24 protein-coding genes and 1 tRNA gene are annotated in these 23,737 nt (G+C 70.6%); 15 read left to right on the top strand and 10 right to left on the bottom strand.

Annotation, left to right across the window (positions count from 1 at the left end):
* Positions 1-70 precede the first annotated feature (70 nt).
* The gene (locus ACFY2Z_RS10695) at positions 71-532 is read right to left on the bottom strand and encodes a DUF6416 domain-containing protein (RefSeq protein ID WP_390743811.1); all 462 of its coding nucleotides are present in this window, start codon (positions 530-532) and stop codon (positions 71-73) included.
* Positions 533-1,017: 485 nt separating this feature from the next.
* On the opposite strand from ACFY2Z_RS10695, the gene ACFY2Z_RS10690 reads away from it, so the two are divergent.
* Positions 1,018-1,644: an SHOCT domain-containing protein gene (locus ACFY2Z_RS10690; protein ID WP_390743796.1), complete on the top strand. Its 627-nt coding sequence runs from the start codon at positions 1,018-1,020 to the stop codon at positions 1,642-1,644.
* A 73-nt stretch (positions 1,645-1,717) separates the two neighbouring features.
* Here the strand turns inward: ACFY2Z_RS10690 and ACFY2Z_RS10685 are convergent, their stop codons facing one another.
* A complete protein-coding gene (locus ACFY2Z_RS10685) occupies positions 1,718-2,305 on the bottom strand; it encodes a GNAT family N-acetyltransferase (protein WP_390743795.1) in 588 nt (195 codons plus the stop codon).
* 364 nt (positions 2,306-2,669) lie between these two features.
* Here ACFY2Z_RS10685 and ACFY2Z_RS10680 point away from each other — a divergent pair, with 364 nt between their 5' ends.
* The 4 genes from ACFY2Z_RS10680 to ACFY2Z_RS10665 all read left to right on the top strand — a co-directional run bounded on the left by ACFY2Z_RS10680 (position 2,670) and on the right by ACFY2Z_RS10665 (position 7,292).
* Positions 2,670-4,343, top strand: coding sequence for an NAD-dependent malic enzyme (locus tag ACFY2Z_RS10680; protein WP_390743794.1), 1,674 nt, complete (start codon positions 2,670-2,672; stop codon positions 4,341-4,343).
* Entirely contained in the window at positions 4,340-5,830 is a 1,491-nt protein-coding gene (fumC, locus tag ACFY2Z_RS10675; protein ID WP_390743793.1) for a class II fumarate hydratase, read from the top strand. The genes ACFY2Z_RS10680 and fumC overlap by 4 nt, the downstream gene beginning before the upstream one ends.
* 89 nt (positions 5,831-5,919) lie before the next feature.
* A complete protein-coding gene (locus tag ACFY2Z_RS10670) occupies positions 5,920-6,534 on the top strand; it encodes a DUF1326 domain-containing protein (protein WP_390743792.1) in 615 nt (204 codons plus the stop codon).
* Complete coding sequence (locus ACFY2Z_RS10665; protein WP_390743791.1) at positions 6,531-7,292, top strand: DUF2182 domain-containing protein; 762 nt, start codon at positions 6,531-6,533, stop codon at positions 7,290-7,292. The genes ACFY2Z_RS10670 and ACFY2Z_RS10665 overlap by 4 nt, the downstream gene beginning before the upstream one ends.
* A 27-nt stretch (positions 7,293-7,319) precedes the next feature.
* Here ACFY2Z_RS10665 and ACFY2Z_RS10660 read toward each other — a convergent pair whose 3' ends face one another.
* Both ACFY2Z_RS10660 and phoU read right to left on the bottom strand, forming a co-directional pair.
* Positions 7,320-7,571 carry an SCO4226 family nickel-binding protein gene (locus ACFY2Z_RS10660; RefSeq protein ID WP_311694483.1) on the bottom strand — a complete coding sequence of 84 codons (252 nt, stop codon included), beginning with the start codon at positions 7,569-7,571 and terminating at the stop codon, positions 7,320-7,322.
* Between the two features lie 507 nt (positions 7,572-8,078).
* Complete coding sequence (gene phoU / locus ACFY2Z_RS10655) at positions 8,079-8,768, bottom strand: phosphate signaling complex protein PhoU (RefSeq protein WP_390743790.1); 690 nt, start codon at positions 8,766-8,768, stop codon at positions 8,079-8,081.
* 241 nt (positions 8,769-9,009) lie between these two features.
* Between phoU and ACFY2Z_RS10650 the strand changes: the two genes are divergently transcribed.
* Positions 9,010-10,278 (top strand): ATP-binding protein, encoded by a 1,269-nt coding sequence (locus ACFY2Z_RS10650; protein ID WP_311694486.1) that lies wholly within the window; start codon positions 9,010-9,012, stop codon positions 10,276-10,278.
* Positions 10,275-10,955 (top strand): response regulator transcription factor, encoded by a 681-nt coding sequence (locus ACFY2Z_RS10645; RefSeq protein ID WP_009340348.1) that lies wholly within the window; start codon positions 10,275-10,277, stop codon positions 10,953-10,955. Before ACFY2Z_RS10650 ends, ACFY2Z_RS10645 begins: the two co-directional genes overlap by 4 nt.
* A gap of 122 nt (positions 10,956-11,077) precedes the next feature.
* Here ACFY2Z_RS10645 and ACFY2Z_RS10640 read toward each other — a convergent pair whose 3' ends face one another.
* Positions 11,078-11,764 (bottom strand): DUF461 domain-containing protein, encoded by a 687-nt coding sequence (locus ACFY2Z_RS10640; protein WP_390743789.1) that lies wholly within the window; start codon positions 11,762-11,764, stop codon positions 11,078-11,080.
* A gap of 713 nt (positions 11,765-12,477) precedes the next feature.
* Here ACFY2Z_RS10640 and ACFY2Z_RS10635 point away from each other — a divergent pair.
* The 7 genes from ACFY2Z_RS10635 (at position 12,478) to ACFY2Z_RS10605 (ending at position 19,508) form a co-directional block, all read left to right on the top strand.
* Complete coding sequence (locus ACFY2Z_RS10635; protein ID WP_003953493.1) at positions 12,478-12,960, top strand: CarD family transcriptional regulator; 483 nt, start codon at positions 12,478-12,480, stop codon at positions 12,958-12,960.
* A gap of 391 nt (positions 12,961-13,351) precedes the next feature.
* On the top strand, positions 13,352-14,146 hold the full coding sequence (gene ispD / locus ACFY2Z_RS10630) for a 2-C-methyl-D-erythritol 4-phosphate cytidylyltransferase (RefSeq protein WP_390743788.1): 795 nt from the start codon (positions 13,352-13,354) through the stop codon (positions 14,144-14,146).
* Positions 14,136-14,627, top strand: coding sequence for a 2-C-methyl-D-erythritol 2,4-cyclodiphosphate synthase (gene ispF / locus ACFY2Z_RS10625; RefSeq protein ID WP_390743787.1), 492 nt, complete (start codon positions 14,136-14,138; stop codon positions 14,625-14,627). Before ispD ends, ispF begins: the two co-directional genes overlap by 11 nt.
* Positions 14,628-14,681: 54 nt before the next feature.
* On the top strand, positions 14,682-15,089 hold the full coding sequence (locus ACFY2Z_RS10620) for a PPOX class F420-dependent oxidoreductase (protein ID WP_390743786.1): 408 nt from the start codon (positions 14,682-14,684) through the stop codon (positions 15,087-15,089).
* Between the two features lie 84 nt (positions 15,090-15,173).
* Positions 15,174-16,574, top strand: a complete 1,401-nt coding sequence (gene cysS, locus ACFY2Z_RS10615) for a cysteine--tRNA ligase (RefSeq protein WP_390743785.1) — start codon at positions 15,174-15,176, stop codon at positions 16,572-16,574.
* A gap of 98 nt (positions 16,575-16,672) precedes the next feature.
* Positions 16,673-17,611 carry a 23S rRNA (guanosine(2251)-2'-O)-methyltransferase RlmB gene (gene rlmB, locus ACFY2Z_RS10610; RefSeq protein WP_390743784.1) on the top strand — a complete coding sequence of 313 codons (939 nt, stop codon included), beginning with the start codon at positions 16,673-16,675 and terminating at the stop codon, positions 17,609-17,611.
* A gap of 169 nt (positions 17,612-17,780) precedes the next feature.
* Positions 17,781-19,508, top strand: coding sequence for a DoxX family membrane protein (locus tag ACFY2Z_RS10605; protein ID WP_390743810.1), 1,728 nt, complete (start codon positions 17,781-17,783; stop codon positions 19,506-19,508).
* Between the two features lie 86 nt (positions 19,509-19,594).
* Here ACFY2Z_RS10605 and ACFY2Z_RS10600 read toward each other — a convergent pair whose 3' ends face one another.
* The 3 genes from ACFY2Z_RS10600 to ACFY2Z_RS10590 form a co-directional block, all read right to left on the bottom strand.
* The gene (locus tag ACFY2Z_RS10600; RefSeq protein WP_390743783.1) at positions 19,595-20,326 is read right to left on the bottom strand and encodes an NDP-sugar synthase; all 732 of its coding nucleotides are present in this window, start codon (positions 20,324-20,326) and stop codon (positions 19,595-19,597) included.
* A 51-nt stretch (positions 20,327-20,377) separates the two neighbouring features.
* Complete coding sequence (locus ACFY2Z_RS10595) at positions 20,378-20,824, bottom strand: hypothetical protein (protein WP_390743782.1); 447 nt, start codon at positions 20,822-20,824, stop codon at positions 20,378-20,380.
* A 239-nt stretch (positions 20,825-21,063) separates the two neighbouring features.
* On the bottom strand, positions 21,064-22,200 hold the full coding sequence (locus tag ACFY2Z_RS10590; protein ID WP_390743781.1) for an ABC transporter ATP-binding protein: 1,137 nt from the start codon (positions 22,198-22,200) through the stop codon (positions 21,064-21,066).
* Positions 22,201-22,427: 227 nt separating this feature from the next.
* On the opposite strand from ACFY2Z_RS10590, the gene ACFY2Z_RS10585 reads away from it, so the two are divergent.
* A tRNA-Thr gene (locus ACFY2Z_RS10585) sits at positions 22,428-22,501 on the top strand.
* A gap of 97 nt (positions 22,502-22,598) precedes the next feature.
* Here the strand turns inward: ACFY2Z_RS10585 and ACFY2Z_RS10580 are convergent.
* Both ACFY2Z_RS10580 and ACFY2Z_RS10575 read right to left on the bottom strand, forming a co-directional pair.
* Complete coding sequence (locus tag ACFY2Z_RS10580) at positions 22,599-22,757, bottom strand: hypothetical protein (RefSeq protein WP_390743780.1); 159 nt, start codon at positions 22,755-22,757, stop codon at positions 22,599-22,601.
* Positions 22,758-23,095: 338 nt separating this feature from the next.
* On the bottom strand, positions 23,096-23,737 hold the full coding sequence (locus tag ACFY2Z_RS10575) for a hypothetical protein (RefSeq protein WP_390743779.1): 642 nt from the start codon (positions 23,735-23,737) through the stop codon (positions 23,096-23,098).

Raw genomic sequence — 23,737 nt, 5'->3', positions numbered from 1 at the left:
TTCCCCCGCCGCTACCTGCCCGAAGGCAGCATGGACAAGATCTATCCGGCTGAAGATCAACCCGGCACGGTTACACCACTACAGGGGACATGACCGCCGCATCACGGGCTATGGAGGCACGAGGGGGCATGGGGGTTCCCCAGGCTTCGTATAGGCTTTCGCCCTGGCCTGCGGGCCTTTGTCCCTTATTAGGGTCGCTGTGCTTCCCCGTTCCGAGAGCGGCCCAGGCCTGCGCATCGGCGGCGAGTTGCTTACTCCACACCAAAGGTGGCACGCCGACCGCTTGGCGCTCTTGGTTGTGCCGGGCAAGAACGGCATTTTCCCACCAGTAGAACGGAAGCCGCCGCCCACTGTTGCTGTGTCCCTTGCTCATCCCGGACAGCACACCCGCCACGCGCCGCGCCGGATCACGCTCGTTCGGTCCGCCCAGGACCCTATCCACCAGCTCCGTGCAGTGGATCCTCCGGCCAGGGTTGCGCAGCAGGTACTCGAACACCCGCAGGGCCTGCGGCGCGAGTTCGGTCAAGAACATCGCGGCGCGCGCCAAGTCCTCCGGCCCCCATTCCGAGACTCCGTAGTGCCCCGCTCAAGGAGCCCATGAGGCCGCGCAAGTGCGTCGCTACGTCCACTTGACCATGCTCTCACTCCGATCGATGCGCATATCAACGGCTGTGGACGACTCCGAAGTCCGCGACGCGGTACCCGTTGCCGCACAAACTGCAGCGACCGCTACGCGGCGACTGTGATGACGGCAACGACGACCGACGGCGGTAGCTACCAACGGTTGCGTCCAAGGAAGTTGTGTAGGGGCTCCCACCTGGTCCGGGCGTGAGCCCACGGCCAGAGTCACGGCGTCGACGATGCGGATCTTCGGCTTGTGCCTCTCGTACCAGTTCTTCGTCTTCAAGGAGGCTCAGATGTCGTACGACGACCCGCCTGAGCCTCTCGACCCGTCGACGAGGTCCGGCTGATCTCCTGGGCTTGATTCGGGCCGAAGTCTTGCTCTACGTTTCGCGAATGGCGATTCTGCAGGCGCTGACGAACCAGGGACGCGTAGTGGGCGGCCACTTGGCGAGCGGCAGCGTTCTCTCAGGCCATGGCGGACTCACCATCCAGCACCCACGTAACCCATTCAAGCGGCACAAGCTCAACGCCGAGACCGTGCTCGAGTGGGAGGAACTCTCGACGAGGGAAGGTGTCGCCGGCGTCATGGGCCAGGCTGCCGCGAAGGCTGCTCTGCCCGGGGTGATCGGTAAGGCTGTCGGTGCCGGCCTCGGGGCTGCCATGAAATCCGGGCACACCGTCCGCGTGAACTGGGCCGACGGCAATCAGTCCATCATTGAGTTGCCGGAGAAGCTGTTCATGATCTTCTCCGTATTGCTCGAGGGCCGGCAGGTCGTAACTGATACCTCCGCGCAGGCCGAGTCTTCGGAGCCCCTCCCGGCGCAGCCTGGCGTGAGCGAGAAGATCTTGGACCTCGCTTCTTCGGTGATCCAGCGAGGCAAGCATGGGGCACCGGCCGAGGCCGCAGCTCAGCCGGATGTTGTCGAGCAGATCGCGAAGCTCGCGTCGCTCCACGACGCCGGCATCCTCACGGACGAGGAGTTCGCGGAGAAGAAGGCTGAGCTGCTCAAGCGTCTCTGACACTTGAGGCGGCCAGTCGGCGCCCGGGCCCGGGCCGACGCGCATTGGTGGCCTGTCTGATGCCCGCCCGAGGTCAGGCCGCGGCGGTCTTCGCCGTGACCCGGGCCCTGAGCGCCTCGCGGACCGTCGGCCATTCGTCGGCCAGCAGGCTGTAGTACAGCGAGTCACGGCGGGTGCCGTCCTGGCGGCGCATATGGCTGCGCAGGGTTCCCTCGTAGGTCAGGCCGAGGCGGGCCAGGGCCCTTTGGGACCGTACGTTGAGGTTGTCGGTGCGCAGCGCCAGCCGGGCGAGCCGCAGGTCGTCGAAGGCGTGGCCGAACAGCAGGAGCTTGGACTCCACGTTGTAGGGGCCGCCCCAGCAGGAGCGGTCGAACCAGGTCGCGCCGATCTCCGCACGGCTCTCTTCGAGGTCGACGTCGTAGAGGCTGGTGGAACCGATCACCCTGCCGTCGTCACGGCGTTGCACCGCGAAGCCGCGGCGGGTCGGGGCGGCGGTCATCTCGGCGAGCATCCCGCGCAGTTGGGCCACGGTTGCGGGGCGCGGCCGGGGCATCCAGCGCCACACTTCGGGGTCGGACGCCGACCGGAACAGGGCGTCGGCGTGGTCGGGGGACAACGGGACGAGGCGGACAACTGTGCCCTCGAGAGACTGGCCGTTCACGGGGGCAGGATAGAAGTCGTCGATCACCGGCCGCAGGCGTTCAGGCGCCCATGCCGCTTCCCTGTTCGCCCGGCTGTCTCCGTCCCGGCCGCGGGACGCCTGGGCGAACAGTTCAGGGATGAACGAAGCCTCGCGATTGCCGCTCGCACAGGCCAAGGGGGAAGGCATCTGCGCGGTCGTTCCGACGCAGCCGCAGGTCACGCCGTGGGTGGCCGGGCCCCGGAAGACATGGCGCAGCAAGATCGGCGGGCGGCGGCGGGGCTGTGGGGGCACAGTGGTAGCAGGGGTGGGTGGCTTGCTTGGTCCGGCGCCGGGTGGGGGGTGCGCGACACGCGACGGCCGCACAGCGCGACAGGAGGCCATCATGGGCGAGAAGAACGTTCCGACTCCGGCCACCCCGGGCGTTCTGGCGGATCCCTTTCTCAATCGCGGTATGGCGTTCACCCACGCGGAGCGCGATGCCCTCGGCCTGACCGGGCGCCTGCCGTCCGGGGTGCTGACCCTGGAGCAGCAGGCGGAGCGCGCATACCGGCAAATACAGGCCCAGGGCAGCGACTTGGCCAAGAACGTCGGCCTGGAGCAACTGCACGACCGTAACGAGACCCTGTACTTCAAGGTGCTGACCGACCATCTGGTGGACCTGCTGCCGATCGTCTACGACCCCACGGTCGGCGAGGCGATCGAGAAGTACTCCCATGAGTACCGGCGCCCGCGAGGGGCCTTTCTGTCCATCGACCGGCCCGAGGACATGGAGAAGGCCTTCGCCACGTTCCGGCTCGGGCCCCAGGACGTGGACCTGATCGTGTGCACCGACGCGGAGGAGATCCTCGGCATCGGCGACTGGGGTGTGGGCGGGATCCAGATCGCCGTGGGCAAGCTCGCGGTGTACACCGCGGCCGCCGGGATCGACCCGCGCCGGGTGCTCGCGGTGTCGCTGGACGTGGGCACGGACCGCAAGTCCCTGCTGAACGACCCGCTGTACATCGGCAATCGGCACCCACGCGTGCGTGGCGCCGACTACGACGCGTTCATCGAGAAGTACCTGCGCACCGCCTCGTCGATGTTCCCCGACGCCCTGCTGCACTTCGAGGACTTCGGCCCCGGGAACGCCCGGCGGATCCTGGAGAAGTACGCGGGCACCTACCGCATCTTCAACGACGACGTCCAGGGCACCGGCGCGATCACCCTGGCCGCGGCGCTGTCGGCCGTCAAGGTGAGCGGCGTGCCGATGCGGGACCAGCGGCTCGTGGTCTTCGGGGCCGGCACCGCCGGGGTGGGCATCGCCGACCAGCTGCGGGACGCCATGATCCGCGACGGTGCGAGCCCCGAGCAGGCCACCGCCCAGGTCTGGCTGATCGACAAGCAGGGCCTGCTCACCCGTGACATGGACGATCTGCGGGACTACCAGCGGCCCTACGCGCGCGACCGGGCCGAGGTCGCCGACTGGCCGGCCGACGACGGCGCGATCTCGCTGCCGACGACCGTGCGCCAGGCGAAGCCGACCATCCTGCTGGGCACCTCCACGGTGCACGGGGCGTTCACCCGCGAGGTGGTCGAGGCCATGGCCGAGGGCACGGAGCGGCCGATCGTCTTCCCCATCTCCAACCCGACCTCGCGGATCGAGGCTATGCCCGCCGACGTCATCGCCTGGACCAAGGGCAAGGCCCTGGTCGCGGTCGGCATCCCCGTCCCGCCCGTCGAGTTCGGCGGTGTCACCTACGAGATCGGGCAGGCCAACAACGCGATGCTCTACCCCGGGCTGGGGCTCGGCACGATCGTCTCCGGCGCGTCGAGAGTGACGGGGGGCATGCTCCTCGCGGCCGCGCAGGCGGTGGCGGACCAGGTCGACGTCTCCACGCCGGGCGCCTCCCTGCTGCCGCCGGTGGAGAACCTGCGGCAGTCCTCGGCCATCACCGCCACCGCCGTGGTCGGCGCGGCGGTCAACGAGGGCGTCGCGAGCCACAAGCCGGACGATCCCGGGCGCGCCGTCCGGGACGCCATGTGGCAGCCCGTCTACACCGACGGACCGGCGTCATGAGCGCGCGCTCCGGGCGGACCACCTCGGCCCTGCACGAGCCCGCGCCGAAGATCCTCGATCTGCCCATCGGCCTGCACGCGACCGGCACCCGCCGGGAGACCGATTCCATGGGGGCCATCGAGGTCCCGGCGGACCGGTACTGGGGCGCGCAGACGCAGCGGTCCCTGATCCACTTCTCCATCGGGGACGACCGGATGCCGAAGGCGGTCTACCACGCCTACGGACATGTGAAGAAGGCCGCCGCGCTGGTCAACGGCCGGGCCGGGCGGCTGCCCGGCTGGAAGTCCGAGCTGATCCAGCGGGTGGCCGACGAGGTCATCACGGGCAAGCTGGACGAGAACTTCCCGCTGTACGTGTGGCAGACCGGGTCCGGGACGCAGTCCAACATGAACACCAACGAGGTGATCAGCAACCGGGCGATCCAACTGGTCGGGGGCGAGCTGGGCAGCAAGTCCCCGATCCATCCCAACGACCACGTCAACATGGGCCAGTCCTCCAACGACACCTTTCCCACCGCGATGCACATCGCCGCGGTCAAGGCGGTCCACGAAAAGCTGCTGCCCGGCGCGCAGGCGCTCCAGCGGGCCATCGAGGACAAGGCGGAGCAGTGGCGCGATGTGGTGAAGATCGGCCGTACGCATCTGGAGGACGCGGTCCCGCTCACCGTCGGGGAGGAGTGGTCCGGCTACGCCCACCAACTGGCGCAGGCCGTGGACCGGGTGGCCAGGTCCGCGGAGGGCCTGTTCGAGCTGGCCGCGGGCGGCACCGCCGTCGGCACGGGGCTGAACGCCCCACTCGGGTTCGGCGAGCAGATCGCCGCCGAGATCGCCGCCGAGACCGGCTACCCGTTCGTCACCGCCGAGAACAAGTTCGCCGCCCAGGGCGGACTGGACGCCATGGTCGGCGCCTCCGCCGGGCTCCGCGCCCTTGCTGTGTCCCTGATGAAGATCGCCAACGACATCCGGTGGCTGGCCTCGGGACCGCGCTGCGGCCTCGGCGAACTGGTCCTCCCCGCGAACGAGCCGGGCTCCTCGATCATGCCGGGCAAGGTCAACCCGACCCAGTGCGAGGCGATGGTCATGGTCTGCATCCAGGTGCTGTCCGAGGACACGGCCGTCGCCTTCGCCGGCTCGCAGGGCAACTTCGAGCTGAACGCCATGCGACCGGTGATCATCAACAACTTCCTGCACGCGGCCGGCATCCTGGCCGACGCCTGCGACAAGCTGCGCCGGTACTGCATCGAGGGCGCCCGGCTCGACCGCTCCCGGATCGACGACTTCGTCAACCGCTCTTTGATGCTGGTCACCGCGCTGTCACCGGTGATCGGCTACGACAAGGCGTCCGCCATCGCCCACAAGGCCAACGACGAGGGCACCACCCTGCGCGAGGCCGCCCTGGCCTCCGGCTATGTCAGCGCCGAGGAGTTCGACCGCACCGTCGACCCGGCCGCCATGGTCGGCCGGGGCCAGGCGTCCGGCGACGTATGACACGGCGGCCCCGGCCACAGCACTAGCCTGGGAGAAAGGCCCCCGGGCCACGGAGGCGCACAGGCCCGGGACGTACATCGGGACGAGCCATGGCCTGGAATCTGAGCGGCACCTACCTGGAGAGCTGCAACTGCGACGTCGTGTGTCCCTGCACCACCTCCGGCCTCACCGCCCCCGCCGACCAGGAGCGCTGCCGGTTGACGCTGGCGTTCCATGTGGAACGGGGAGAGGTCGACGGCGTGGAGGTGTCGGACCGGACTGTCGTCGTCTTCGCGGACACACCTCGCGTGATGGCCGACGGCGGCTGGCAGGTGGCCCTGTATGTGGACGGTTCGGCCGACGACAGCCAGGCGGACGCGTTGGGAAAGGTGTTCTCCGGGCAGGCGGGCGGGCCGATGGCGGCGCTCGCCCCGTTGATCGGCGAGGTCCTCGGCGTCGAACGCGTCCCCATCGCCTACCGCGACGACGGCCGACGGCACGCCGTGCGGGTGGCGGACGCCATCGACATCGAGATCGAGGACCAGGTGGCCCCGCAGTTCGGCGAGGACGGACCGGTGATGCGACTGACGGGGATGTTCCATCCGGCGAACAGCACGCTGACCGTCGCCCGTTCCACCCGGGCGAGGGGACATGACGTGCACGGCCGCTCATGGGACTTCACCGGCCGCAACGGACACGCGGCGCCCTTCTCGTGGTCGGCGTGACCAGGACGGCGGTCACCGTCCGCCGTACCGCCGGTCCCACCGGGCTGGTGCTGTGCGCGGCTGCCGCCGCCTGGGTCTGGCTGTTGCTGCGCCGGGGCGACATGGGAACCCGCGCGATGACCGGCGACCTGCTCGCCTTCGTGGCCGTCTGGACGGTGATGACGGCCGCGATGATGCTGCCCGCCACGGCGCCCGTCGCCGCGTTGTACGCCCGGACGGTCACCGCGCACCGGACGCCGCGCATGACCGCGTTCACCCTCGGCTATGTGCTGGTGTGGGCCTTGGCGGGGCTGCCCGCGTACGCCCTGGCGGTGGGCGCGGACCGGGTCGCGACCGCGCACGTCACGACGGGGACGGCGGTGGCCTCCGCCGTCTTCGCGGTCAACGGTGTCTACCAGCTCGGCAGCCTCAAGGATCGCTGCCTCGCCAAGTGCCGGTCGCCGATCGGCCTGATGCTGCACTACGCGTCGTACCGCGGACCCTCCCGCCATCTGCGGGCCGGCGTGCACCACGGCGCGTACTGCCTGGGGTGCTGCTGGTCCCTGATGCTGCTGTTCGCGGCGTTCGGGGTGATGAACCTCTGGGCCATGGCGGGCCTGGCCGCCGTCGTCGCCGCGGAGAAGCTGCTGCCGGGCGGCTTTCTGGTGGCCCGTGTCGTGGGCGTCGTCTCGCTCGCCCTCGCCGTCGCCGTCTTCTGGGCACCCGCGCTGGCCCCCGGTCTCACCGGCGGCGGCATGGGCGGGATGCCCGCATCATGACTTCCCGGCCGGTCGGCGGCCGGCCGGTCACCAGATGGACAGCGGCACCGCGTGGATCTCGTCGGGTGCGTGGCCCGCGCGTTCGTGGACGCGGCGGACCGCTTCGGCCGAGGGGGCCTCAGAGAGGCAGTACACCGTGCCCGACTCCGGGTCCGCCCAGGCCCGCTCGAAGTGCACACCCTCTTCCTTCTCCACGGCGAGGTCGGCCCGGTGGACCCGCTTGAGCTGCTCGTCCGTGATGCCCTGCATGTCGTGGTGCACGTCCATGAACTGAGTCATGGCCCGCACCTCCTTCCGGGTGCGCCCGCGTGCTCCCCTCTCCATGCTGCGCTCCCGCGATCCCGGCTGCCACGGAGCCACAGGGGCAGGCACGCGGACATGGCGGCATGCAGGTGAGGGGCCCCGCGTAGGCCGGGCCCCTCTCCTAGAGCTCAGTGATCGATGGTGGTCGTACCGGTCGAGATCGTGTGCCCTGCGGCGTCAGCCGCACTGGCAGGGTGCACCCGACTGGCATCCGCATCCGCAGCCGGAGCCGCAGCCGCACGCGCCGACCAGAGGCAGGCTCTTGATCTCGACGGGCTGCTGGGTCTCGCGCTCCTGCGTGGGGTCGGGCGTGCTGGGGGCCTCGGCCATGGGTCTCTCCTCGAAGTCTGACGAGACTGCGCCTGTACCCATTGCATGCCCGCCGGAGCGGGCGCATCAACGGCGCACGGAGGCTCGCCCGCCCTCGGCCGGGCTCCTTCGACCCCCGGCTGGGGCCGCTTCCCCGGCAGGCCCGGACGGCGGTCAGGCGCCCTCGACGCCCGTCACCGGCTGGATGTCCTGCTGGAGATCGTCGGCGTGCTCACCCGTGACCAGGTACACCACGCGCTTCGCGACCGCGACCGCGTGGTCGGCGTAGCGCTCGTAGTAGCGACCGAGCAGGGTGACGTCCACGGCGGTCTCTATGCCGTGCTTCCAGCGGTCGTCGATCAGGTGCTGGAAGAGCGTGCGGTGCAGGAGGTCCATCTCGTCGTCGTCCTGCTCCAGCTGCATCGCCAGGTCGATGTCCTTCGTGACGATGACCTCCGCGGCCTTCGCCATCAGGCGCTGCGCGAGCTGGCCCATCTCCAGGATCGTCGCGTGCAGGTCCTGCGGGACGGCGCGGTCCGGGAAGCGCAGCCGGGCCAGCTTCGCGACGTGCTGGGCGAGGTCGCCCGAGCGCTCCAGGTCGGCGCTCATCCGCAGCGACGTGACGACGATACGCAGGTCCGTCGCCACCGGCTGCTGACGGGCGAGGAGGGCTATCGCGCGCGCCTCCAGGTCGTGCTGAAGATCGTCGATCTTCTTGTCGCCCTCGATCACGGTCTCCGCCAGCTTGAGGTCGGAGTCGAGGATCGCCGTCGTGGCGCGTCCGATCGCCGACCCGACGAGCCGGGCCATCTCGACCAGACCCTCGCCGATCGAGTCAAGTTCCTCGTGGTACGCGTCCCGCATCAGGGTTCCCTCTCTTACGTCTGTTCCGGGGGCCGGGGGCCGGGGCCCGTCGTCACCATGGCGAACACGGCGGACACGGCGCCCTACGGTCCCCACGCTCCCACGTTCCGGGCCGTACGCGACTGTTTCCGGCATCTGAAATGAATCAACACTGGCTCCAAGGTGAACTCTGGGCGACGAGTGTTCGAGGTCGCACTCGCATGGCTGTGGGTAAGTGTCAGGACGTGCCTAACCTGGGTGCATGGACGTGAACGCGGCGGTCGCCGCAGCGGCAGCGATCGCCGGAGTGCTCACCGGCGTCATCGCCATGCTGGCGTTCCGCTGGAGCGAGCGCGACCAGAAGCGCCCCACCCGCACCTCCCTGCATACGGACCCCGTGCTTCCGCCGGGCGTGGACACGGTGCTGTCCGTGCTGCGGTCCTCGGCCGTCGTGCTCGACGAGTCCGACGCCGTCGTCAAGGCAAGCTCCGCCGCCTATGCCCTGGGCCTGGTGCGCGGTGGCAAACTCGCCGTCGAGCCGATGCTCCAGATGGCACGCGACACCCGCCGGGACGGCGAGATACGCCAGGTCGAGCTGGACCTGCCGCGCCGCGGCACCGGGCGCGGAGAGGCCCTCGCCGTCTCCGCCCGCGTGGCCCCGCTCGGCTCCCGGCTGGTGCTGCTGCTCGTCGAGGACCTCACCGAGGCCCGGCGGATAGAGGCGGTGCGCCGTGACTTCGTGGCGAACGTCAGCCATGAGCTGAAGACGCCGGTGGGCGCCCTGTCGCTGCTCTCCGAGGCCGTGATGGACGCCTCCGACGACCCCGAGGCCGTGGAGCGCTTCGCGGGCCGTATGCAGATCGAGGCCACCCGGCTGACCAACCTGGTGCAGGAGCTCATCGACCTGTCCCGGGTGCAGAACGACGATCCTCTGGAGGACGCCGAGCCCGTCCGGGTCGACGAACTCGTCGCCGAGGCCATCGACCGCTGCCGCCACCAGGCCGGCACCAAGCAGATCACGATGGCCGCCGGAGGCACCGCGGATCTGCATGTCTGGGGCAACCGCGGCCAGCTGGCCGCCGCCCTCGGCAACCTCGTGGAGAACGCCGTCAACTACTCGCCCGCCCGTACCCGCGTCGGCATCGCCGCCCGCAGGGTGCCGGCGACCGGCGGGGACATGATCGAACTTGCCGTGACCGACCAGGGCATCGGCATCTCCGACAAGGACAAGGAGCGCATCTTCGAGCGCTTCTACCGCGTCGACCCGGCCCGCTCCCGTGCCACGGGCGGTACGGGCCTGGGTCTCGCGATCGTCAAGCATGTGGCCGCCTCGCACGGCGGGGAGGTCACGGTGTGGAGCTCGGAGGGACAGGGCTCCACGTTCACCCTGCGGCTGCCGGAGCCGGGTGCCTCCCGTGACCGTGCGACCGACCATCCGGCCGACCTCGAAGACGAGGACGGCCGGCCCGACGGGACGACCACCGTCTCTTCCCCGTATGAACCGCTTCCCGCCCCGGAGGTCCTTCCGTGACCCGAGTGCTCGTCGTCGAGGACGAGGAGTCCTTCAGCGACGCCCTGTCCTACATGCTCCGCAAGGAGGGCTTCGAGGTCGCCATCGCGACCACCGGGCCCGACGGTCTCGACGAGTTCGAGCGCAATGGCGCCGATCTCGTCCTGCTCGACCTGATGCTGCCCGGTCTGCCGGGCACCGAGGTCTGCCGCCAGCTGCGCGGCCGATCCAACGTCCCGGTGATCATGGTGACCGCCAAGGACAGCGAGATCGACAAGGTGGTCGGGCTGGAGATAGGGGCCGACGACTACGTCACCAAGCCGTTCTCCTCGCGCGAGCTGGTCGCCCGGATCCGGGCCGTCCTGCGCCGCCGCGGCGAGCCGGAGGAGGTGACCCCTGCCGCCCTGGAGGCCGGACCGGTCCGCATGGACGTCGACCGGCACGTGGTGACGGTCTCCGGCTCGAAGGTCGACCTGCCGCTGAAGGAGTTCGACCTCCTGGAGATGCTGCTGCGCAACGCGGGCCGCGTGCTGACCCGTATGCAGCTCATCGACCGGGTCTGGGGCGCCGACTACGTCGGTGACACCAAGACCCTGGACGTCCACGTCAAGCGCCTGCGCGCCAAGATCGAGCCGGACCCGGGCGCCCCGCGCTATCTGGTCACGGTCCGCGGTCTCGGCTACAAGTTCGAGCCGTAGACCGGCCCACGGCCCGCGGTCCTCATGACCGCGTGTGCGTACGACGAAGGGCGGCACCCCGGTGGGGTGCCGCCCTTCGTCGTACGGCCGTACGGACGGGGCCGCGGCCCCGTCCGTAGGTGTCACTGGCCGGCGGAGGCGGTCGCCGTCGCGCTCGCGGACGCGTCGTGTCCGGGCTTGCCGGACTCCTTGTGCCCGGGCTTGCCGGACGAGCCCGCCGCGGGCGAGCCCGTGGCCGGCTTCGAGGGCTTGGCGCCCGTGGTCACCGTCGGCGAGGCGGTGGTGGTCGGCGTGGGGATGTTGCTCGGTCCCCACTTGGTGAAGTAGCTCTCGGCCGGCACCACGAACGCACTCAGGCTCACGTCGCCGGTCTGGCTGAAGCTGAACGTGATCTTCTGCGCGTTGCCGTTCTTGACGGAGGCGCCCACGTTGTCCAGGACGGCGGAGGCGTTGCCCTTGCCGCCGATGACGAGGGAGCCGCCGGCCGGGACGGTCAGCTTGCCCGAGCCCTTGGCGGGGGAGAGGACGGCGGTGCCGTCGCCGTCCACGCTGATCGAGTCCAGCGTCTGGTCGGTGCTGCCGGAGTTGAAGACGGTCGCCGAGATCACCGCGGGGCCGGTGGCCTTCGGGTCGGGCTGGGTGATGACGAGAGCGTTCTGGACCTTGATGACGCCGACGCTGGTCGCGGCGTTGTCCGGCTTGATCTCGAGCGTCTGGCTGTCGTTGCCGGCGCCGCATGCGGCGAGCGAGGCGATCGAGAACGCGATGGCGGCGGCGGCGAGGGCGCCGCGTCGAAGGCTGCTGCTCACGGCGGCGGCAACTCCTTGAACGTGGGCGGAGCAGGGCGACCCCCTGATAAAGCCGCCCTAAGTGTTTGTCAGCGGCCTTAGGTTACCGAGCCGTTCCCCGGCCACCGCACCCGACCCTCCCCAAGGGCCCGAGTTCGTCCCGGAAGGGGGGTCCGGCGCGGGTCCCCGAGGACGCGGCGCGGGGACGTCGGGGAGAGGGCGCGCGGGCTGCGGGGTCCGTCCACCGGGTCCACCCCCAACCACTCTGACCTCATCGTTCTCAGCTGCCTCATCAGCCACTTTGACCTCGGCTTGGCCTTCCATTCACATAACCGTCTCGGTTCTGTTCGGATTTCCGGCAAGGAATGTGCGGCCGGTACCGAAAACCGATCACGGGGACAAGCGGACGGGGATCGGCGCCTGTCTTGATCAATTCCTGATTCGGCCCGGACGCGACGCCGGGCACCGAACGGAGTAGCGTAAGTCGAGCGCTTGGGGCCGGACAAAAGGGGACGATCGGACGTCGTCTGGTGGCCCCCGAAGCGTGTAACGTACGGGTTTCTCTGTGCCCGCAGAGCCGCTCCGACCTGCGAATACCCTCTTCCGCTCTGCTCTCGAAGCACGTTCCTGTCGCGGTTGTCAAGCCCCGAGATATGCCCTGACCTGCGAAAACGCCATTCAGAAGACGCGGTTTCCGTGTTACCCTGGATAGCCACGGAAGGGGTACCTGTCACATGACGTTCAAGGTTGGCGACACCGTGGTCTATCCCCATCACGGGGCCGCGCTGATCGAGGCCATCGAAACTCGTCAGATCAAAGGCGTGGACAAGACCTACTTGGTGCTGAAGGTCGCCCAGGGCGACCTGACGGTGCGTGTGCCAGCGGACAATGCGGAGTTCGTCGGCGTGCGTGATGTGGTCGGTCAGGACGGGCTGGACCGGGTCTTCGAGGTGCTGCGCGCGCCGTACGCCGAGGAGCCCACGAACTGGTCGCGTCGCTACAAGGCAAATCTGGAGAAGCTCGCCTCCGGCGATGTCATCAAGGTCGCGGAAGTCGTCCGTGACCTGTGGCGTCGCGAGCGCGAGCGTGGACTGTCCGCTGGTGAGAAGCGGATGCTCGCCAAGGCCCGGCAGATCCTGGTGAGCGAGCTGGCCCTCGCGGAGAACACGAACGAGGACAAGGCCGAGGCACTGCTCGACGAGGTCCTCGCGTCCTGACGCCCTTCCGTTCCGCCCGGTTCCCCCGAGGGGCCGCGCCCGGCCTCCGGAGGTGCCTGGCGGACGGACCGGTGCACAGCACCCATGTACATGCCGCGGTGCCCGATGACGCAGTAGCTGTCGCCGGGCGCTGCGGCATGTTCGTACCCACAGGCACACGCATATGTGGAACCTTGCCGAGGTGTGGAGCCCTGCCCGGATGTCCTGCGCCGGGGGCAGACCCCGATACTTGGCGTGCCGGGCCCGGGCAGCTGGCTCGACCGGATGTCACGGAAGGGTCCGGTCGAGGCTCGCGCCCGGCACTCCCCCCAAGCTCTCTGCTGCGTTCGAGCAGGGGGCACCCCCAGGGCCATACCCATCCCGGCCGAGCTCACAAACCTGACAGGAACCGATGTCTGACGATTCGCGCCCTTCACCCGCCGGAGTCCTGCCCCAGGCGGCGACCCGTATCGCCGCGGTGATTCCGGCCGCCGGCCGGGGAGTTCGCCTCGGTCCGGGAGCCCCCAAGGCGCTTCGCACACTCAACGGCACTCCCATGCTCATCCACGCGGTACGCGCCATGGCCGCGTCCCGCGCCGTCTCCCTGGTGATCGTCGTGGCCCCGCCGGACGGCGCCGCCGAGGTCAAGTCGCTCCTCGACGCGCACGCGCTGCCCGGGGGCACCCCCGGCGGCAGCTGGGGGAGGACGGACTTCCTGGTCGTGCCCGGCGGGGACACCCGTCAGGAGTCCGTGAAGCTGGGCCTCGACGCGCTGCCCCCGGAGTACGGGATCGTCCTCGTCCATGACGCGGCCCGCCCGCTCGTCCCGGTGGACACGGTGGACGCGGTGATCGAGGCGGTACGGGAGGGCGCGCCCGCCGTGGTGCCGGCGTTGCCGCTCGCCGACACCGTCAAGGAGGTCGAGCCCGCCGCGACGCCCGGCGAGCCGGAACCGGTGGTCGCCACCCCGGAGCGGGCCCGGCTGCGTGCGGTGCAGACCCCGCAGGGCTTCGACCGCGCCACGCTGGTCCGCGCGCACGAGACGGTGACGGACAACGTCACGGACGACGCGAGCATGGTGGAGCAGCTGGGTCTCGGAGTCGTCGTGGTGCCCGGCCACGAGGAGGCCTTCAAGGTGACGCGGCCCCTGGACCTGGTGCTGGCGGAGGCGGTCCTGGCCCGCAGGAGGCTGAACGATGGCTTCTGAGGCACCGCTCCCGCAGGTGGGCATCGGCACCGACATCCACGCCTTCGAGGAGGGTCGGGAGCTGTGGTGCGCGGGCCTGAAGTGGGAGGGCGAGGGGCCCGGACTCGCGGGCCACTCGGACGCCGACGTGGTCGCGCACGCCGCGTGCAACGCGCTGTTCTCGGCCGCCGGGCTCGGTGACCTGGGGCAGCACTTCGGCACGGGCCGCCCCGAGTGGTCCGGCGCCTCGGGCGTCACGCTGCTGACCGAGGCGGCGCGGATCGTCCGCTCGGCCGGGTTCCGGATCGGGAACATCGCGGTGCAGGCCGTCGGACCCCGTCCGAAGATCGGCAAGCGCCGCGACGAGGCGCAGAAGATCCTCTCGGAGGCGGCGGGCGCTCCCGTGTCGGTCTCGGGCGCGACGACGGACGGCCTCGGTTTCCAGGGGCGCGGCGAAGGGCTGATGGCGGTCGCCACGGCGCTCGTGGCGCGGGTGGACTGAGAGCGCGGGGGTACCCGAGGGGGCACCAGTGACCCAGGTCCCCGGAGGTACCCCATGGCAACCGCCGCTCTGTCCGACCGGCTCAGGGCCCTGCTCGACCGCCCCGTCTTCGTGATCCTGGGCACGATCCAGCCCGACGGGAGCCCGCAGCTGTCCCCGGTGTGGGTCAAGCGGGACGGTGACCAGCTCCTGGTCTCCACCACCGTGGACCGGCGCAAGAAGCAGAACCTGGACCGCGACCCCCGGGTGAGCGTCGTCGTCCAGGACCCCGACTCGCCGTACGAGTACGCCGAGATCAGGGGGACCGCGGAGCTCACGTCGGAGGGCGCCCCGGAACTCATCGACGAGCTGTCGCTGAAGTACACCGGGAAGAAGTACGCGGAGTTCAACCCGGACTCGGTGCGGGACGCCGAGCGGGTGGCGGTGCGGATCGTCCCGCGCAGGGTGGCCGGGGGCCTGTGAGGGCGCAGCCCCGGCGCCCTTGACGTTGGTCACGAAGGCGGCAAGGGGCGTGAGGCACTCCCCACGGCCCACTACTCTGGACACGTGACTATTCGCCTGTACGACACCAGCGCCCGGCAGATCCGTGACTTCACCCCGCTCCAGCCGGGTTGTGTCTCGATCTACCTGTGTGGTGCCACCGTGCAGGCGCCGCCGCACATCGGGCACATCCGCTCCGGCCTGAACTTCGACATCATGCGCCGCTGGTTCGAGTACCGCGGCTTCGACGTGACGTTCATCCGCAATGTCACGGACATCGACGACAAGATCATCAGGAAGGCGCACGAGCAGAACCGCCCGTGGTGGGCCATCGGCTACGAGAACGAGCGCGCCTTCAACGACGGCTACCGCGCCCTCGGTTGCCTGCCGCCCACCTACGAGCCTCGCGCCACCGGCCATGTGCCCGAGATGATCGAGATGATGCGCGGGCTCATCGAGCGCGGACACGGCTACGAGGCCGACGGCAACGTCTACTTCGACGTGCGCTCGCTGCCCGGCTATCTGTCGCTGTCCAAGCAGGAGCTCGACGATCTGCGCCAGCCCTCCGAGGAGGGCGAGACCGGCAAGCGCGACCCGCGCGACTTCGCCATGTGGAAGGCCGTGAAGCCGGGCGAGCCCAGCTGGGAGACGCCGTGGGGACGCGGCCGCCCGGGCTGGCACCTGGAGTGCTCGGCTATGGCGCACAAGTACCTGGGGTCCGTGTTCGACATCCACGGCGGCGGCATCGACCTGATCTTCCCCCACCATGAGAACGAGATCGCCCAGGCCAAGGGTTACGGCGACGAGTTCGCCCGGTACTGGCTGCACAACGCCTGGGTCACCATGAGCGGCGAGAAGATGTCGAAGTCCCTCGGCAACTCGGTGCTGGTCTCCGAGATGGTCAAGCGCTGGCGCCCCATCGTGCTGCGCTACTACCTGGGCACCCCGCACTACCGCTCGATGATCGAGTACAGCGAGGACGCCCTGCTGGAGGCCGAGTCCGCGTTCGCCCGCATCGAGGGCTTCATGCAGCGCGTCGTGGAGAAGGCCGGCGGTGCCGTCGAGCCCGCCGACGAGGTGCCGCCCGCCTTCGCCGAGGCGATGGACGACGACCTGGGCGTGCCGCAGGCGCTGGCCGTCGTGCACACCACCGTCCGGCAGGGCAACAGCGCGCTGGCCGCCGACGACAAGGAGGCCGCCGTGGCCCGGCTCGCCGAGGTGCGGGCCATGCTCGGCGTCCTCGGCCTCGACCCGCTCGACGCGCAGTGGGCCGGGGAGGGCGACCGCGGCGAGGATCTGCACGGGGTCGTCGACAGCCTTGTGGGTCTGGTGCTCCAGCAGCGCGAGGCCGCCCGGGCCCGCAAGGACTGGACCACCGCGGACGCCATCCGCGACCAGCTGAACCAGTCCGGACTCGTGATCGAGGACGGCCCCCAGGGCCCTCGCTGGACGCTCGGCTCGCGCTGATCGCGTCCCGGCGACTCGTTGATCGATTGTGCCGCCCGGCCCTCCGGGCGGCACACTGCATAGACGTACGTACGAAGGCTTCAACAGACAGGTAGGTCATGGCCGCGAACAACCGCCGCATGTCCGGCAAGAAGGGCGCGCAGGTCGGCAGCGGCGGCAAGCGGCGCCGCGGCCTGGAGGGCAAGGGCCCGACCCCGCCCGCCGAGATGCGCAAGGGACACGCCAAGCAGCGTGCCGCCCAGGCGAAGGCGCGCCGCGTCCAGGGGCGCCCGCAGCGTCGTACGGGCGGAAAGTCGTCGTCCGAGCTGGTCGTCGGGCGCAACCCGGTCGTCGAGGCGCTCCGCGAGGGCGTGCCCGCGTCCACGCTGTACGTCCAGCAGTTCATCGACAGCGACGAGCGGGTGCGCGAGGCGCTGCAGCTCGCGGCGGAGCGCGGCGGGATCAACCTCATGGAGGCCCCGCGTCCCGAGCTCGACCGCATGACGAACGGCCTCAACCACCAGGGGCTGGTCCTGCAGGTCCCGCCGTACGAGTACGCGCACCCCGAGGACCTCGTCGACGCTGCCTTCGACGAGGGCGAGGACCCGCTGATCGTCGCCCTCGACGGGGTGACCGACCCGCGGAACCTGGGCGCGGTCGTGCGGTCCGTGTCGGCCTTCGGCGGGCACGGCGTCGTCGTGCCCGAGCGGCGTGCGGCGGGGATGACCGCCGGTGCGTGGAAGACGTCCGCCGGTACGGCCGCCCGTACGCCCGTCGCGCGCGCCACCAATCTGACGCGCGCCCTGGAGGCGTACAAGAAGGCGGGCATCACCGTCGTCGGCCTCGCCGCGGACGGGGAGGTCGAACTCGGCGACCTGGACGCCCTCCAGGGGCCGGTCGCGATCGTGGTCGGCAGCGAGGGCAAAGGACTGTCCCGGCTGGTCGGCGAGACCTGCGACTTCCGGGTGCGGATCCCGATGCCGGGCGGCGCCGAGTCGCTCAACGCGGGTGTGGCCGCGGGGATCGTGCTGTACGAGGCGGCCCGCAGGCGCGCCTGAGGCCGATGGCCGCCCGGGCCTGAACAGACCGCTCTGACAGGCCCGGACGACCGTTCGGGTGCTCGCCCGTACGGGGGAAACCGGTCGTACAGGACAAGCTTGACGGGGTCCGGACAGATCCACGCGGTCAAAGCAGTGTCCTAACCACACGTCACTCGGTTAGATGAGTGTGGACACCAGAACACGCCGCACACCCACGGGGGAGCGGTCGTCGGGATTCGACGACACCCCCGCGCTGAGCATGGTGAAGGTGCCGAGCGACCCGGCGCAGGTCGTCGTCAATCATGCGAGCTTCCGCGTGAAGTTGGGCGCGTCGACACGGCGCGCCCCGTCCCCGCACGCGGCGCGGCAGCTGAGCGCTCCCCAGGACGCCGGTGCCGTGGGCCGCCGTCGCCCCGTCGTGTGGACCGGGCGGTCCGCGCCCGACGACACCGGAGCCCACCGGCTGCTGCAGGCCGTACGGAGCCAGACCATCGGCCATGGCGAGGAAGCGGCCGGCGACGGGGGCGCGACCCAGCTCATGTCCCGCCTCGGCGTGCGGGACCTGCCCGGCCACGGCTACGACTCCGGCGCGACCCGGCTGCTGCCGCACATGCGCAACCCGGGCAGCACCTACGACGAACCGGTCCACACGCAACCGCTCTACGGCGGACCGGCCTACACCGACTCGCCCTACGACGAACCGCCCTACGACGAACCGCCCTACGGCGACCCGGCCTACGGAGACTCGTCCTACGACGATCCGGGCTACGGTCTGCCGGGCCACGGCGAACAGCCCTACGGCGGACCCCTGTTCAGGGACGAGGTCCAGCCCGCGGCCCCGGGGCCCCGGGGCAGGCGGCGCGGGGGCACACCGGCCGGGTCGGCCGCCGCGGCGGGGGTGCGGCACGCCTACTATCCGGGCCGCCGGCTGAACCTCGGCGTGGTGCTGCTGCCGCTGCGTATCTTCCTGGGCTCCGTCTCCGCGTACGCCGGCATGGGCAAGCTCTGCGACCCCGTCTACTTCGACGGCGGCAAACGGGGCTCCATGGTCACCTGGCTCAGCACGCTCCACCCCTGGCAAGTCGCCGAGCCGATGCGCCAGTTCGCGCTCCAGCACCCCGTAGGGACGGGGCTCGTCGTCGCCTTCCTCCAGGTGATCGCGGGCGTGCTCACGGTCCTCGGCCTGTGGCAGCGGGTCGCGGCCGCGGTCGGCGCGCTGCTGTCCGCGGCGCTCATCGTCACCGTGAGCTGGCGGACGGCGCCCGCGTACGACGCGCCCGACATCATCTACCTCGCGGCCTGGTCGCCGCTGGTCATCGCCGGGGCACCGGTGTACTCCGTGGACGGCCGGCTCGCGGCCGGCGCCTGGCGCAGGCTCGGTCCGCGGGCGGACATCTGGGAGCTGCGGCGCTATGTGCTGCGCCGGGGCGCGCTGCTGACCGCGCTCGTGACCGGGGTGACGCTGCTCGTCGGGTCGCTGCTCGGCGGGGCGGTGCGGGACACGCACCGGGTGGTCGTCCCCGGCCCCGGGGAGGCGCCGCGCAACGAGCTGCCGGGCTCGCCGCTGCCGGGGACGCCGGGCGGGCGGCAGCACCCCTCCAGTCCCTCGGCCTCGCGGCCCACGGCGACGCGGGGGTCGAGCTCGTCGTCGCCGTCGAGCGAGGTCACCACGCCGGGTACGGCCGGGGCGACCGGCACCGTCACCGGCGGCCGGCCGAGCCAGACCCAGGGCACCGTGGGCCAGGCCCCGCCGCAGCACTCGGCACCGGCGCGGCAGGCCCCCAGCACGAGCGCCGGGCCGTCGTCCTCGGGTGGCAGCGGCACGGGCGGCCCGACGGGCGGTGCGAGCGGCAGCAGCGGCGGCAAAAGCAGCTCCGGAGGCTCGGACCACCTGGTGGGCGGCCTCCTGGGCTGACCCCGACCGGGTCCTCGCGAACACAGACAGGGCCCCGCACACGGGAGGTGCGGGGCCCTTCTCATGTCCTGGGGGCGGGCGGCCGGTCAGCGGCCCAGGGCCGCCAGTTCCTTGGCCGCCTCCGTGAGGTCCTTCGCCGTGTCGATGGCCCGCCAGTAGGCGCCCTGCGGGAGGGGGAAGCCGGCCAGGCGGCGTTCCCGGGCCAGCCGGGGGAAGGTCGTACGCTCGTGGTCGCCGCGCTCGGGGAGCATCTTGGCGAACTCGGCCGAGAACACGTAGACGCCCGCGTTGATCTCGAACGTCGACGGCGGGGCCTCGATGAAGTCCGTGACGTGTCCGAAGCCGTCCGTCTTGACGGCGCCCCAAGGGATGCGCGGGCGGGCCAGCGCGAGCGTGGCGGACGCGCCACGCTCGGCGTGGAACTCCGCCATGTCCCGCAGCGAGAACCGGGTCCAGATGTCGCCGTTGGTGGCGTACCACGGCCGGTCGGGGTGTGGCAGATGCTCGGCGGCGTAGCGCAGACCGCCGCCACGGCCGAGCGGCTCCGCCTCGACGACCGTCTTGACGTGCACAGGCAGATCGGTGGAGTCCAGCCACCGCTGGAGGACGTCGGCGAGGTGGCCGCAGGAGACCACGACGTCCGTCACACCCTCTTCGGCGAGCCAGGCGAGCTGGTGGCCGATGATCGGGGTCCCGGTGCCCGGGATCTCCACCATCGGCTTGGGCCGGTCATCGGTGTACGGACGCAGCCGTGAACCCTGGCCCCCGGCCAGGATGACGGCTTGAACGGGGCGCGAGGCGGCGTTCGGATCGGTCATGACCGAACTGTACGTCGCGCGCCCCGTCCGGAGTCCGGGCGGCCGGCGGGCTCAGCCGCGCCGTGCGGCCACGCCCGAGGCGAAGGAGGTGTCGCAGACCGGGCGGGCGTAGGACTGGGCGCGCGTGGGGCCGTAGATACGGACGGCGGCGCGGCCGAGCGCGCGGGCGATGGACGCGCAGTGCCTCGCCAGCGACGGGCTGCCGTTGACCGCCTGCTGGAGGTGGGTGAGCGCGACGCCCGGGTTCCTGTCCTGGAGTTCCAGCAGGAGCTTGTCGCGCAGCACCTCCTGCGGGGCGCGTGAGGAGGCGCGCGTGGAGACGTCTGCGGCGGACGCGGCGAGCACCGAGTTCGACGAGCCCCCCGACCAGTTCACGCGGGTGACCGCGAGGGTCCCGGACAGCACCAGGACGACGGGCAGGACGAGGGCCAGGGTGCGGCCGATCCCGCGGGCGGGGCCACGGCCGCGCCGTGTCCGAGGAGTAGTGGTGTGCTTCACGCGAGTGAGGGTAGCGTGCGGTAGTGATTTGGCGACATTTAGTCACCGGTTCGGGGGATGGGGAAGCGGGGATTTTCGGGTAGGGGGTTGACGCTCGTGGTCGAAATGCCACGTATGTCGGGGTATTTGTCGACAGCTGTCGACAGCGAAGAGGGCCCCGCGATCGGCTGCGGGGCCCTCTTCGTCACTTCGCCACGGGATCACCGGCACCGGGTGCCGGTGACGCCGGTGGGCGGACCTCAGTCGGAGAGGCGCTCGCCGGTCGAGGTCGAGAACACGTGGGTCTCGCCCGGCCGCGGCACGATGTGCAGCTGCGCGCCCTTCTCTGGCACCTGACGGCCGCCGACGCGGACCACCAGGTCCTTGGACTCGCCGCCGACCTCGGCGGTGCCGTAGACGTAGCCGTCGGCGCCCAGCTCCTCGACGACGTTCACGGAGACGGCGAGGCCGGCCGGGGCGTCCTCGGCGTCCTTGGACAGCGAGCCGGCGGCGGAGCCGCCCAGCTCGACCACGTCGAAGTGCTCGGGGCGGACGCCGACCGTGACCGTGCGGTCGCCCTTGTCCGCGGCGGCCTTGAGGGCCTCGCGGTTCACCGGCACGACGCTGTTGCCGAACTTCACGCCGCCGTCCGTGATCGGGACCTCGACGAGGTTCATCGCCGGGGAGCCGATGAAGCCGGCGACGAAGAGGTTGGCCGGGCGGTCGTACATGTTGCGCGGCGAGTCCACCTGCTGGAGGAGACCGTCCTTCAGCACGGCCACGCGGTCGCCCATCGTCATGGCCTCGACCTGGTCGTGGGTCACGTACACCGTGGTGATGCCGAGACGGCGCTGGAGCGACGCGATCTGCGTACGGGTGGAGACACGGAGCTTGGCGTCCAGGTTGGACAGCGGCTCGTCCATCAGGAAGACCTGCGGCTCGCGCACGATGGCGCGGCCCATGGCGACACGCTGGCGCTGACCGCCGGAGAGCGCCTTCGGCTTGCGGTCCAGGTACTCGGTGAGGTCGAGGATCTTCGCGGCCTCCTCGACCTTCTTGCGGATCTCCGCCTTCGCGACACCGGCGATCTTGAGCGCGAAGCCCATGTTGTCGGCGACCGTCATGTGCGGGTAGAGCGCGTAGTTCTGGAACACCATGGCGATGTCCCGGTCCTTGGGCGGCAGATGCGTGACATCGCGGTCGCCGATGCGGATGGCACCGGCGTTCACGTCCTCGAGCCCCGCCAGCATGCGGAGCGAGGTGGACTTGCCGCAGCCGGACGGGCCGACCAGGACGAGGAACTCCCCGTCCTCGATCTCGATGTCGAGTGCGTCGACGGCGGGCTTGGTGGAACCCGGGTATATCCGGGTCGCCTTGTCGAACGAGACAGTGGCCATGGTGAACGGGCCCCCTTCACCGGCAGGAACGTGCCGGACGATCCGTTGTAAAGGTGGTGTGCCACTACGGAGGTTCCGTTGTGGTGTAGTCCACAAGAGTGAACTGGCTCAGGACCGTACCTGCCATTCACCTGCTCTGTCAGTACCCGGGTGACTGTGAACTTCGCGGAAATTTTCGACGGTTCCGGGCTGGGACCTGGGTACACTGCACGGGCACGCACGTGCATGCCTCCTTAGCTCAGCTGGTCAGAGCGCCGCTCTTGTAAAGCGAAGGTCGTCGGTTCGAATCCGACAGGGGGCTCACCCTCCGACCTGCGTCGGAGCATGAAACAGGCCCACCGGAGACCTTCTCCGATGGGCCTGTCCGGCGTCGATGGGAACGCCATGGGAACGGGCCGTCAGGCGGCGTCCTCGCTGGGAACGCCGGCGGGGTTCTCGGCCGCCGGAGCACCGGCCTTCGCGTCCGGCTCGTGAGCCACGTCACGGCGCGCCGGGGGCCTGCGCGGGACGAGAGCAAGCGGGGCCTCGGCCCGGGCGTCCTCGAACTGCGGCAGCACCGACGTGCTCGTTGGCCGCCGGGACGGCCTGGGGCCTGGCGGTGACCTCCGAGCCGTATCGGCGGATCCGGGCCGGTTTCCTCTGGGGCTACGCCCACTACGCCATCTTCGGGGCGGCGGCCGCCGTCGGCCCGCCGCGCTGCTCGTCCTGGCTGCCACCTTCACCGCTGTGCCGGTCCTGCTCACCGGGATCGTCATGGCCGTCCTGGTGGCCGCCGAGATCGCCGTCAGCGGGAGGTGGGCCCGCGGGAAGAGGCAGGGATCATGTGACCCGGGTCGGGTTGCTCCCCAGGTCGTAGGGTGCCGGATCCGCCTGGCGGCGGTTCCGGCACCTCTGGCTACTGCAGGTCGATCAGATGGTCCACCGCCATGACCAACGGCTCCCCGTAGCCGAACCGCTCGCCCAGAGCGACGAACCGGTCGTACTGGGTCTGCGTCAGCGGTACCCAGTACTCGGACAGGCACCGCAGCAGCAGCCGGAACGCGAGGTCCGCGCTGACCTGGGTGGCGGCCAGGTTCAGCGCGGGCACGACCCCGCCGACGTGTGCCCAGGCGTGCTCGGTCACCGCGACTGGCAGCTGCGGGCTGGCCAGCAGGATCTCGTCGAGGACCTCTCCGGTCAGCGTCTCGGACGCCGGCTCGGGCGCCTGGGGCTGGTAGACCGGATCGTCCTTGCGCAGCCGCCGCAGGCACACGTCGGTGATCTGGCGCAGCCACTCCCGGCCGTCGATGCCCAGCCGGTCGATGTCGTACCCCCGGCAGGTCGCCGCCAGCCACAGCGAGGTGACCGCCCAGGTGGGAAGCGGCGACTGAAGCAGCCGCAGCGAATCCTCCAGCAGCGCCGGCGCGGCCTTGCCGCCGAAGCTGTCGGCCGAGTTCGCGACGATGTCAAGTGCCGTCCCGTCCCGCGACCAGTCCTGGTGGAACTGCCGCGTCAGCTGGGTCAGCCCGAAGTCGGGAGCGGAGCGCCAATCGGTCAT

The organism is Streptomyces sp. NPDC001222, assembly GCF_042896945.1.
Classification (GTDB): domain Bacteria; phylum Actinomycetota; class Actinomycetes; order Streptomycetales; family Streptomycetaceae; genus Streptomyces; species Streptomyces gibsoniae.
This window is presented reverse-complemented; position numbering and strand designations above follow the sequence as displayed.